This window comes from Streptomyces lanatus, assembly GCF_014655715.1.
Classification (GTDB): domain Bacteria; phylum Actinomycetota; class Actinomycetes; order Streptomycetales; family Streptomycetaceae; genus Streptomyces; species Streptomyces lanatus.
In genome coordinates, this window is sequence record NZ_BNBM01000006.1 from 101133 (window position 1) to 113075 (window position 11943).

The window sequence follows — 11943 nt, forward strand, 5'->3', positions numbered from 1 at the left end:
CCTTCTGGCACCGCGCAAGCCGGCGCGGCCGCCCCGTGCAGGAGGGCGACCGCGCCAGGTGGGGGGTGGGTCTCGCGGTACTAGTGGCCGGCCTTGTGCAGAGCCTTGTCCATCGCGGCGGCGAACCCGTTGGCCCACAGCTGATCGACCTTGGCCCGCTCATTGGAGTCGGGCTGCGAGTTCGTGCAGGACGGACCGGGCCCGCCACCCGACATCAGCTCACTGCAGGGCCCCTCGTAGTGGTCCGGCAGCCCCAGCACATGCCCCGTCTCGTGCGCGGTGACGCGAGTCGAGTCGTACTCCTGGTTCTGCTGGTAGTCGAGGAAGATGTACCCACTGCCGTGACCGTCGGTCGAGGCGTACGAGCCGCGAGGGTCGTTGCCCTCGCGGTAGGTGAAGTCGGCGTTCGAGCCCTCCTGGAGCTTCACGTTGGAGACCGAGCTGTTCCAGATCTGGGTACTGCGGGCTATCTGCGCGCTGAACGTCGGCGCGGACGACGCGTCGTAGGTGACGGTGACGGCCGCGAGGCCCGGGTTCGCCGCACGCTTCTCGGCGACCGACTTCAGCACCGCCTCGAAGAAGGCACGGCTGGAGTCGGAGTCGGCCGAACTGGCGACGTATCCGGACTGGATGTGCGCCGGGGCGGCCGTCGCCGGGGCGACCGTGCCGAAGCCGAGGGCCGCGACACCGAGACCGACCGCCGTCAGCGAACGGGCGGACAGGGAAAAGGACATGCGCATCGATGACTCCTAGGTGGGGGGTGAGTCGTCAAGGCGAGTGTCGACGCCCATGTGGCCGCTGTGATGATGGCAATCAGTGATAGCCCGGCCCTATCGGGGCCCCAATTCGCAGGCATCAGGGGGGATTTATGCGGCTGGTGAAACCGTTGCTTCCGTTTTAATCTCCCCTTGCATGGAGCTCGAGGTCAGACATCTGCGCGCGCTGTGCGCCATAGCCGACACCGGCAGTCTGCACCGGGCCGCGCGCCAGCTGGGCGTCGCCCAGCCATCCCTCAGCACCCAACTGCGGCGGATCGAGCAGGAGCTGGGCGGCGCGCTGTTCGTGCGCGCGAGAACCGGCTGCCGCCCCACCCCGCTGGGCCGGCTGGTGCTCAGCCGGGCCCGTCCGCTGGTGGCCGATATGCGCGCCCTCGTCGCCGACGCGAGGGCGGCCGCGGTGGGCGGCGCGGAACTGAGGGTCGGCTCGACGGCGAGCAAGGCACTGGCGGGCTGGCTGCGCCGGCTGCGCGGCCACGGCCAGGACCCGACGCTGCACATGAACGTCTCCCCGAACGCCCTGCTCCGCATGGTCGCCGACGGCCAGCTGGACGTCGCCTTCGTGCACGAGGTGGAGGGCTGCCCCCTGCGGATACCGCCCGAGCTCAGCCTGCGCGTGCTGATGGAACGCGAGCCGCAGTTCGTCTCGCTCCCGACCGACCATCCGGGGGCGAAGAAGTCCGAGGTCACCCTGCTCGACCTGGCCGACGACCGCTGGATGGTCGACCCGACCGTCGACGGCGAGTGGGACGCGGTGCAGCGGATGTTCCGCGCGGCCGGCGTCAACCCCCATGTCCTGCACGGCGACTACTACACGGCCGACGCCCTGGTCGCCACCGGCGAGGTGGTCGCGGTCTGCCAGCCCACCCACGCCGACAGCCCCACGATGGCGGTACGGCGCCTGCACGGCGACCCGCTCGGCGTACGCCTCTTCCTCGCGGCCCGTACGGAGACGGATCTCGACGGGGTGTATCCCGCGCTGGAGGAGGCGTACTGGGAGGCGGCGCGACAGGCGCCGGCGTACCGGGAGTGGCTGGAACACGACGGTGAGCGGCAGCCGCCGGTCCCAGCACTCCCGTAGGACCTTGAAAGGCCCTTTTGCTACGCGGCTCAGACGCCGATGTCGCAGCCGTCCTCGCGCCAGACCGCCACGACGGCGGGACGGTTGATCTTCCCGGCCCCGTCGGGCCAGGCGCTCAGCGGCTTCTCGGCGGTCGCGCCGTCGATCTCGCCCGGGTGCTGCACGGCGACGAGCACCCGGCGGTCCTGGACGAGCGGGCCGCAGGTCTCGGCGCCGTTCGGCATGGTCAGGAACTGCTTGAGCTCACCGCGCCGGTCACCGCGGGTGGCGACGCCGAAGAGGCCGTCGTGGTTGCCGAGGGCGTTGCCGTCGGTGGAGATCCACAGGTTGCCGTGCGAGTCGAAGGCGACGTTGTCCGGGCAGGAGATCGGGGAGACGTCGTCCTTCGGGAACCCGGCGAAGTAGGTGGCCGGGTCGTTCGGGTCACCGGCCACGAGGAACAGCGACCAGGCGAACTTCTTACTGTCGGCACGGTTCCAGCGCTCGGTGAGCTCCAGGATCTGGCCGTGCTTGTTGGCGTTGCGCGGGTTGGCCTCGTCGGCCTTGGCGTTGGAGCCGACACCGCGGTTGGTGTTGTTGGTGAGGGCGACGTACACCTTGCCGGTGCGCGGGTTGGGCTCGATGTCCTCGGGCCGGTCCATCTTGGTGGCGCCGACCTTGTCACCGGCGAGGCGGGTGAAGACGAAGACCTCCTCCGCCGACATCCCCTCGACGTGCGAGACGGCACCGTCGCAGGTGGCGGTGGCCAGCGGAATCCACTCACCGCTGCCGTCGAACTCACCGTCGGCCGGCAGCTTGCCGGTCCCGTCGATCTCGATGGCGGGGGAGTCACCGGTGAGCTTGGCGACGTACAGCGTCCCTTCGTCGAGCAGCGAGAGGTTGTGCTCCCGCACGGCCCGACCCGACCCCTTCTTCATCCGCTTGCTGCCGACGAACTTGTAGAAGTAGTCGAACCGCTCGTCGTCACCGCTGTAGACGACGGGCCGCCCGTCCTCGGTCAGCCGGACCGTGGCGCCCTCGTGCTTGAAACGACCGAGCGCGGTGTGCTTGCGCGGCTTGGAGGTGGGGTCGTAGGGGTCGAGCTCGACGACGTACCCGAACCGGTGCGGCTCGTTGGGCTCCTGGGCGACGTCGAACCGCTTGTCGAACCTCTCCCACTTACGCTCGCTCGCACCGGTCCCGAGCCCGTACCGCTTGTCGGTGGCGCGGGTGGCGTTGGCGAAGTACTGGTTGAAGTTCTCCTCGCCGTGCAGCGTGGTGCCCCACGGGGTGACACCGCCGGAGCAGTTGTTGAGCGTGCCGAGGACCTTGGTGCCGGTGGGGTCGACGGAGGTCTTGAGCAGATCGGACCCGGCGGCCGGGCCGGTGACCTTGAACTCACTGGTGGCGGTGACGCGCCGGTTGAGCGGATGCCGCGAAACGGGCGTGAGCTTCCCGCTCCTGCGGTCCCCCTCCACGACGACGGCGGAGAGGCCGTGGGCCGCCCAGGCGACCTCGACCTGCTGCTTGGTCGGGTTGGCGGCGTCGTAGCCACGGAACATGAGCACTTCATCGGTGTACTCGTGGTTGGCGACGAGAATCTGCCGCCCATGCTCACCCGGCAGCGGAAGCAGGGCAAGGAAGTCGTTGTTGTACCCGAACTGCTTGGACTGCGACTCGGCGGTCTGCTTCTCCGGGTCGAAGGCCGGGGCACCGCGCAGGATGGGCTCGCCCCAGCGGATGACGATGTTCTGCGCGTAGCCGTCCGGGATGGTCACGGTGTCGGCGGTGTTCGGCGCGACGGGGCTGAAGCGCAGGCCGCGCGCGCCGCGGGAGGCGTGGCGGGTGCTGTTGGCGGCGGCGGCCGGGGTGGCGGCGGTCGCCTCCGGCGCGGCGACGGTGGCGGAGGCCCCCACGGCGGTGGCCGCGGTGACGACGGCAGCGGCGCGCATCACGGTACGGCGGCTGAGGGCGTCGGCGATGACATCACCGACGTACGGGTTGGTGGTGGTGTTGGGCACCTCGTGGAAACAGGCGTCACCACACCGGAAACGGCAGGTCAGAGCTGCTCTGCCACCATGATGCGAGTCGTTGTTGACGCTGACTATCGGCAACTGAATACGCATGGCTCTTGGTACTCCCCTTGCTTCCCCTTGAATGCAGCGTGGGGGACGGTAGGGGCACGTTTGTGCGGCAGTGGGGCTGTTGAGTGAACGCAAGGTGAACTGGGCGTATCCGTAATGGAGTTGCCCGCCGCGACCGGAGTCGACGCGATGGCGCCCTTGACGTGACGGGGGTCCTGTGCCAGCCCCTCCCCAAGATCGCCATCTGGGGCCGCTAACCTTACGTGTCCGTCCTGGCCAGGGATCTACGGGCATCAACTCACGCGAAGGGTTGCGCACATGGGCATTCTCACTCTCCTGCGGAACGCGTTCGGCCGGTCACGCAAGGGACGCACCGCCGAAGCAGAGGGTGCGACGACGCCTTCGCCGGCCCCCCAGCCGACAGTCCCCTCCCCCTCCCCCGAACCCCAGCCGACCCCCACGGCCCAGGTCCCGGAACCCCGAACGGCAAACCGCCCGACCCCGGAGCCGACGAAGCCGACCCAGGATGTTACGGACGTTCCGGACACTCAGGACGACGACGAGCACGAGCTGGTCTCGGCCGCCTTCGACAACGTGACGGTCCCGAAGCCGACGGAGTCGGGGGAGTCGACGGGGGTGGAGGAGCCGGTGGCGGTGGAGGAGCCGGTCGCCGAGGCGCCGGTTGCCGAGGAGGCGTCGGTCGAGGAGCCGGTGGCGGCTGAGGAGCCGGTCGCCGAGGAGGCCGCGGCTGAGGAGCCGGTCGCCGAGGAGCCTGCGGTCGAAGAGCCGGTGGCGGTGGAAGAGCCAGCCGCCGAGAAGGCTGCTGCCGAAGAGCCGGTCGCTGAAGAGCCGGCGGCTGAGGAGCCGGTCACGGAGACGCCCGTCGTCGAGGAGCCGGCCGAGGCGGAGCCCGTAGCCGAGGAGACCCCGGCCGAAGAGCCGGTCGCCGCAGAGGTCACGCCGGAGCCCGAGCCCGCTGCCGAGGAGGCGGAGCCCGAGGCCCCGGAGCCCGAACCCGCAGCCGCCGACGTCGAGGACGCCCCACAGGGGCCACTCGCAGCCGACGACGAGAGCCGCACGGGTGGTGCGGGTGGGAACAACCAGGCCGAAGGCGAAGCCGAGGCCACCACGAACACCCCCGCCACCCCCGCCGGCACCGCCCTCGCAAAGGCTGGCCTCCAAACCGCCCGCGCCAAGGTCTACCTCGTCCTCGACCGCTCCGCGAGCATGCGCCCGTACTACAAGGACGGCTCAGCCCAGGCCCTCGCCGACCAGACCCTCGCCCTCGCCGAGCACCTGGACCCGGACGCCCCGAACCACTCCCTCCACGTCGTCTTCTTCTCCACCGAGGTGGACGGCACCACCGACCTCACCCCGGCCTCCTCCGAGACCGCCATCGACGACGCTCACGCCGGCCTCGGCCGCATGGGCCGTACCAGCTACCACGCCGCCGTGGAAGCCGTCCTCGCCCACTACGACAAGACGGCGACGTCGACCCCCGGCACCCCCGCCCTCGTCGTCTTCCAGACCGACGGCGCCCCCGACGCCAAGACCCCGGCCACCCACGCCCTCACCGAAGCCGCGAAGACCCACCCCACCGTCTTCTTCTCGTTCGTCGCGTTCGGCGACCACGACAACAAGGCGTTCGACTACCTCCGCAAGCTGAAGACCGACAACACGGCCTTCTTCCACGCGGGCCCGACCCCCCTGGAGCTCACGGACGCGGAGCTCTACGACGGCGTACTGATCGACTGGCGCCCGTAGCCCCCGTAGATCACCACCGAGGATCCCGGGCCGCCCCTTCCCACCCCATAAAACGGGAAGCGGGCGGCCCACCCATGTCGGCTACGATTTCAAGGTTCGCAAAGAACCAAGAACCCCGAATTCCGACCTGGGAGCAGCCCCCGATGGCTCGACACCTCATCACCAGCGCCCTTCCGTACATCAACGGAATCAAGCACCTGGGCAACATGGTGGGGTCCATGCTCCCGGCGGACGTGTACGCCCGGTATCTCCGCCAGCGCGGCCATGACGTCCTGTACATCTGCGCGACGGACGAACACGGCACCCCGGCCGAGCTGGCGGCGAAGGAGCAGGGCCTCCCGGTCGCGGAGTTCTGCGCCCAGGCACACGACGCGCAGAAGGCCGTCTACGACGGCTTCGCGCTGGCCTTCGACTACTTCGGCCGGAGTTCCTCCCCGCAGAACGTCGAGATCACCCAGCACTTCGCCCGCAAGCTGCATGAGAACGGCTTCATCGAGGAGCGGGCGATCCGGCAGGTGTACAGCCCGGCGGACGGCCGCTTCCTCCCGGACCGCTATGTCGAGGGCACCTGCCCCCACTGCGGCTACGACAAGGCCCGCGGCGACCAGTGCGAGAACTGCACCCGCGTACTCGACCCCACCGACCTGATCAACCCGCGCTCGGCGATCTCGGGCTCCACCGACCTGGAGGTCCGCGAGACCAAGCACCTCTTCCTCCTGCAGTCCAAGCTGCAGAAGGAGGTCGAGGAGTGGGTCACCCGCCATGACGGCGTCTGGCCGCACCTGGCGTCCTCCATCGCCCACAAGTGGCTGACCGAGGGCCTGCACGACCGTGCGATCACCCGTGACCTGGACTGGGGCGTGCCCGTCCCGGCGGACACCTGGCCGGAGCTGGCGGCCGAGGGCAAGGTGTTCTACGTCTGGTTCGACGCCCCGATCGAGTACATCGGCGCGACGAAGGAGTGGTCGGACCAGGACCCGGAGAACCGGGACTGGAAGTCGTGGTGGTACGAGGCCGACGACACCGTCCGCTACACCGAGTTCATGGCGAAGGACAACGTCCCCTTCCACACCGTGATGTTCCCGGCCACCGAGCTGGGCATCCGCGAGCCGTGGAAGAAGGTCGACTTCGTCAAGGCCTTCAACTGGCTGACGTACTACGGCGGAAAGTTCTCCACGTCCCAGAAGCGCGGTGTCTTCACCGACCAGGCCCTGGAGATCCTCCCCGCCGACTACTGGCGCTACTTCCTCATCGCCAACGCCCCCGAGTCGGACGACTCGTCCTTCACCTGGGAGCACTTCACGGCCACGGTGAACAAGGACCTGGCCGACACCCTCGGCAACTTCGTCAACCGCGTCCTGTCCTTCTCCAAGAAGCGCTTCGGCGAGGAGGTCCCGGCGGGCGGCGAGCCCGGCGAGGCTGAGGCCAAGCTCGGCGAGCAGATCGCCGAACTCCTCGTCGAGTACGAGTCGCAGATGGGGGCCCTCCAGTTCCGCAAGGCGGCGGCGGCCCTGCGCGCCCTGTGGTCGGCCGGCAACTCCTACCTGGAGGAGAAGGCCCCCTGGCTGGAGATCAAGACCGACAAGGACGCCGCGGCCCTCACCCTGCGCACGGCGATGAACCTGATCCACCTCTACGCGGTGGTCTCGGAGCCCTTCATCCCCACCACCTCGGCCGCCATGCGCCAGGCCTTCGCCCTCCCCGACGACACGGCGACCTGGGTGACCCCCACCGAGGCGAAGTCCCTCACCACCGTCCCCACCGGCACCCCCTTCACCGTCCCCCCGGTCCTCTTCGCCAAGCTCACGGACGACGACCTGGAGGCGTACAAGGAGCGCTTCGGCGGAGACCCGGCGTAGGGCCCAACCTCCGGTGGTCGCGAAGATCGGAGAGGCTGCCGTGAATTTCTTGACCGATCCGTGCCCAACTCGGGGACATCACGCGGATGTTGCCCATCCGGTTGGCATCGATCACACCCCGGGGCCACCATGTCCCCCCGCACGACCGTATGGTTTCCGCCATGGCAGTCCCTGAGGTCATTCCGATCGCGTACGAGCCGCATGGCCGTACCGAGGCGATCGGCTTTTACGAGGACGGGCAGTTCATGGGGTCGGTGACCTACGCCTTCCCCAAGGGCTTCGAACTCGACTCCGGCTGGGAAGAGCACAAACGGCTCTATGCCGTGCTGCACACCTTCGACCCCGAGGGCCGCTACCGCGACTCGGAGATCTGGTGTGCCGGCACCTGGGCCGAGCAGCAGCGGGCGGCGCAGGGCCCCGACGCGCCCCTGTCCCGTGCCCGCGCCCACCTCGCGACCCTGCTGCGCCGCCTGCCCCGGCGGACGTACACGGACATCGCGGTACGGCCCTTCCAGCTCACCGTGGACGGTGTGCTGTTCGGCATGGTCATCGGGGAGGACGAGGGCGAGCCGTGGGCCGAGCTGTACCCGGACCATCTGGGGTTCGGGGCGCCCTGGGACGGTTCGTACGACACCTGATCGTTTTGCGCCCCTCAGCCCCTATGCTGGCCGCAAAACGGTCATCACATGGGGGGATTCGTCCATGGCGCTCTTCGGTAACGCGCACACCATCGACCAGGGGCAGGCGCAGCAGGACTACGCGCGTCTGCTGGGGCACGGTGAGCAGGTGCACGCCGCGTATCTGCTGATACGCGACACCATCCTGTTCACCGACCGCCGGCTGATCCTGGTCGACAAGCAGGGCATCACCGGCAAGAAGGTGGAGTACCACTCCATCCCTTACCGCAGCATCACGCACTTCGCGGTCGAGACCGCCGGCACCTTCGATCTGGACGCCGAGCTGAAGATCTGGGTCTCGGGGACGTCGACGCCGATCGAGAAGACGTTCACCAAGGGCGTCGACATCTACGAGGTGCAGGCGATCCTTACGCAGTTCGTGGCGAGGTAGCGCCCGCGTACGGCCCTGCCGGGGCCGGCCGTCCCGGCGGGGCCGTCATAATCGGCGCACCATGATCCCGTTGCGCCGCCATCTGCTGACCGACGTCCTCGCGATCGGTGCCCGTTACCCGCTCGTCCTGGCGGGCGAGTACGCGGTGCGGGCGCACGGTCTGAGGCCGAGGGATCCGTCGCGGGGGCCGCTGGAGCTGGCGACCGAGTCGCCCGAGCCGATGGACCGGATCGCGGACGTGCTGCGGGAGGGTCTGACCGGACTCGGCTGGCGGGTACGGCCCTTGGAGACCGATCCGCTCTCCGCGCGTCTCCTGGTCACCGGGGTGGAGGGCGCGCGGGACCAGCCGGTCGACCTCGTCAAGGAGGCCCTCTGGCATCCGTCGGTGATGACCGGCCTCGGCCCGGCGCTCTCGCTCGACGACCTCATCGGCACCAAGGTGCGCGCCCTCACCGACCGCGGCACGGCGCGCGATCTGACCGACGTCTACGCTGCCGCGGCCCACTGGAGCTTCCCCGATCTGGAGGAGCGGGGCCGCCGCCATGCCTGGGACGAGTTCGACCCGGCCGACCTCCAGTCCCGTCTGGAGGCGACGGAACTCCTCGACGACCGGGAGTTCACCGTGCGGGGCCTGGACGCGGAGTCGGTGCCGGCGCTGCGCCGCTGGGTGCGGGCGTGGGCGGACGACATCGCGGAGCGGCTGCTGGAGGAGGAGGCACTCCGGCCGCCGGCGGAGGAATGACACTGCTCGGCGGCGATGGGCCGCTCCGGGTCATTTGACGCCGGTCGCCTCCGATGTGACGTCCGCTGTCGCCCTCGTCGTGCCCGTGCGGCGGATGAGGGCGACGCCGATCACCGCGAGGAGTGAGGCGGCGGAAAGGGTGTAGAGGCCGCCGTTGGTCGTGCCGGTGGTGTCCTTCAGGTAGCCGAAGAGGGTGGGGGAGACGAAACCGCCCAGGTTTCCTATGGAGTTGACGACCGCCAGTCCGGGTGCGGCGACCTTGAGGTCGAGCCCGGACTGGGCCATCGGCCAGAACAGCGTCGCCGCGCACTTGCCGCCGACCGCGGCCAGGGTGATCGCGGCGAGGCCGAACCAGGGGGAGCCCAGCGTGGCCAGGAAGGTGCCGAGGGCGGACAGGACCAGGGCGAGGGCGAGGTAGGGGCGGCGGTCGGGGGTGCCGTCGGTGAAGTGGCTGACCGTGTACATCGCGATCACGGCGCAGATCCAGGGGATCGCCGAGAGCAGGCCGACCTGGAAGGACGACAGTCCGCCTATCTCCTCTACCAGGCTCGGCAGCCAGAAGGTGATGGCGTAGCCGGTGAGCGCCATCGCGAAGAAGACCATCGTCAGCAGGGCGACCTGCTTGTGGAAGAGGAGCCTGAGCCGGGACACCTTCGGGGCCCGGCTGCGGGCCTCCTCGTCACGGGCGACGGCCGCGCCGAGTGCGTCCTTCTCCTCGCGTGTGAGCCAGGGGGCGTCCTCGATCCGGGAGACGAGGAAGAATCCGGCGACGACGCCGACGACGATCGACAGCAGCCCTTCGAGCGCGAACATCCAGCGCCAGCCCGCGAATCCGCCGACGCCGTGCAGTTCGAGGAGGGCGCCGGTGATCGGGCCGGTCACGATGTACGCCGTCGCGGAGCCGCCCAGGAAGATGGCGCTGGCCCGGCCGCGGCTGGAGTCGGGCAGCCACTGGGTGAAGTAGAGCAGCACACCGGGGAAGAACCCGGCTTCGGCGACACCGAGCAGGAAGCGCAGGCCGTAGAACATCCACACGTTGTGGATGAAGCACATCGCCACGATCACCGCACCCCAGGTGATCATGATGCGGGTCAGCCAGACACGGGCACCGAAGCGCTCCAGGAGCATATTGCTGGGCACTTCGAACAGGGCGTACCCGATGAAGAACAGGCCGGCGCCGAGCCCGTAGGCGGTGGCGCTCACTCCGACGTCGGCGCGCAGCTCGTCCTGGACGAAGCCGACGTTCGTCCGGTCCATCTGGTTGACCAGCAACATCAGCACGAGGATCGGCAGCATCCGGCGCAGGAACTTGCCGACGGCGCGGCGTTCGGCTTCGGGTATCACCGACGCCAGGACCGGTTCCGACATCGTCGTCTCCCCTCGGTTGTGCATATACGTGAACTGAAATCACGTACGCGGACCCGGAGAACGTAACGGAGGCGGGTCGGCAAGGTCAACAGGTTGAATGGATGTCCATACATGTGAATACGGGGCGGATGTGTACGCACATATCCAGCGCACACGTCCGCCCCGCGTCATCCGCCCCGCGTCGTCCGTTCGTCGATCAGGTGCCGGTGTTGGTGGCCTCCGGGTCGACGCCCATCGTGAGCGTCGCGACGACGCCCTTCGCGATGGCGTTCTTCTTGTACTTCAGCTTCAGCAGGCCGCCCTCGGTCCCGTTGTCGGGGTAGATGGTGTCCTCGTCGAGCGTGGTGCGGGTGGTGGTGTTGGTGGAGTACGGCGCCACCTCGGCGGTGGCCAGCACGCTCGCCTCGTCGAAGAAGAGCTGACCGGTGTGGCAGGTGGTGCCGCCCTCGTACCCGGCGTCCGTCCAGGTGCCGCTCACATGCACCTTGGTGTGGATGTGGACGCACCGGCCCTGGTACCAGCCGGGGAAGACCGTCCTGAACTCCACCACGCCGTCGCGGTCCGTCCGCCAGGTGCCGCGCAGATAGCGCTCGTCGTCCGTCGGCTCCTCATGGACGCCGCCTCCGCCACCCGGCTCACCCGAGGGCTCCCCGGACGGGGGCTCGCCCGTCGGCTCGCCGGAGGGCGGGGTGCCGCCCCCGCCGCCACCGCCGCTGCCCATGGACTCGTATCCCGAGTACACGCCGAGCGCGTTGCAGTGCCAGATGTCGACCGCCGCGTTCCTGATCGGCTTGCAGGTCTCGGAGTCGATCACCTTGAGGCGGAGGGTGAGCGGGATGCCCTCCTCGTCCTCGGTCACGTCCTTGCGGAGCTTGTCCGCATCGATGTAGTAGGGGCCCTCGGTGGTCTCGGAGGTCAGCTTGTAACAGACCTCGCCGCTGGAGGCACTGGCGCCGGCGGACGCGGTCCCGGTGGTCTCGTCCGCGAACGCGCCCGACGCGAGCGTCCCGCCGACGCCCACCGCCGCGGCGGCTCCCGCACCGGCGATCACGACCTTGCGACGCGTGAGGTCCCGCTTGTGTTTCGGCCCTTCGGCCGTGTGGTTTCCCGTCATGTGCAGGGAAGTTAGGGACGGCGCCTGTCAGGAACTTGGGTAAGGGCTGGGCAAGAGCCCTGCATGTGCCGCATAAAGAGAAGCGGCCCGGAACCGACGCGGGTTCCG

Annotated in this window: 10 protein-coding genes; 6 read left to right on the forward strand and 4 right to left on the reverse strand. The window is 69.2% G+C overall.

The features are described 5' to 3' along the window. Window positions 1–80: 80 nt before the first annotated feature. Window positions 81–740 (reverse strand): snapalysin, encoded by a 660-nt coding sequence (gene snpA / locus IE325_RS17865; protein WP_190070937.1) that lies wholly within the window; start codon window positions 738–740, stop codon window positions 81–83. 172 nt (window positions 741–912) lie between these two features. Here snpA and IE325_RS17870 point away from each other — a divergent pair, with 172 nt between their 5' ends. Further along, window positions 913–1857, forward strand: a complete 945-nt coding sequence (locus tag IE325_RS17870) for a LysR family transcriptional regulator (RefSeq protein ID WP_190070938.1) — start codon at window positions 913–915, stop codon at window positions 1855–1857. A 29-nt stretch (window positions 1858–1886) separates the two neighbouring features. Here the strand turns inward: IE325_RS17870 and IE325_RS17875 are convergent, their stop codons facing one another. Further along, window positions 1887–3962, reverse strand: a complete 2076-nt coding sequence (locus IE325_RS17875) for a PhoX family protein (protein WP_190070939.1) — start codon at window positions 3960–3962, stop codon at window positions 1887–1889. Between the two features lie 276 nt (window positions 3963–4238). Here IE325_RS17875 and IE325_RS17880 point away from each other — a divergent pair, with 276 nt between their 5' ends. The 5 genes from IE325_RS17880 (at window position 4239) to IE325_RS17900 (ending at window position 9353) form a co-directional block, all read left to right on the forward strand. Continuing rightward, complete coding sequence (locus IE325_RS17880; protein WP_190070940.1) at window positions 4239–5684, forward strand: VWA domain-containing protein; 1446 nt, start codon at window positions 4239–4241, stop codon at window positions 5682–5684. A 143-nt stretch (window positions 5685–5827) separates the two neighbouring features. After that, window positions 5828–7543 (forward strand): methionine--tRNA ligase, encoded by a 1716-nt coding sequence (metG, locus tag IE325_RS17885; protein WP_190070941.1) that lies wholly within the window; start codon window positions 5828–5830, stop codon window positions 7541–7543. A 161-nt stretch (window positions 7544–7704) separates the two neighbouring features. Further along, window positions 7705–8181, forward strand: a complete 477-nt coding sequence (locus IE325_RS17890; RefSeq protein ID WP_190070942.1) for a hypothetical protein — start codon at window positions 7705–7707, stop codon at window positions 8179–8181. Between the two features lie 64 nt (window positions 8182–8245). Beyond that, window positions 8246–8611, forward strand: coding sequence for a PH domain-containing protein (locus IE325_RS17895; protein ID WP_190070943.1), 366 nt, complete (start codon window positions 8246–8248; stop codon window positions 8609–8611). A 61-nt stretch (window positions 8612–8672) separates the two neighbouring features. Then, window positions 8673–9353, forward strand: a complete 681-nt coding sequence (locus IE325_RS17900) for a nucleotidyl transferase AbiEii/AbiGii toxin family protein (protein ID WP_190070944.1) — start codon at window positions 8673–8675, stop codon at window positions 9351–9353. 30 nt (window positions 9354–9383) lie between these two features. Here the strand turns inward: IE325_RS17900 and IE325_RS17905 are convergent, their stop codons facing one another. Continuing rightward, a complete protein-coding gene (locus IE325_RS17905; protein WP_190070945.1) occupies window positions 9384–10721 on the reverse strand; it encodes an MFS transporter in 1338 nt (445 codons plus the stop codon). A 196-nt stretch (window positions 10722–10917) separates the two neighbouring features. Next, on the reverse strand, window positions 10918–11835 hold the full coding sequence (locus tag IE325_RS17910; protein ID WP_190070946.1) for an intradiol ring-cleavage dioxygenase: 918 nt from the start codon (window positions 11833–11835) through the stop codon (window positions 10918–10920). Between the last annotated feature and the right edge of the window lie 108 nt (window positions 11836–11943).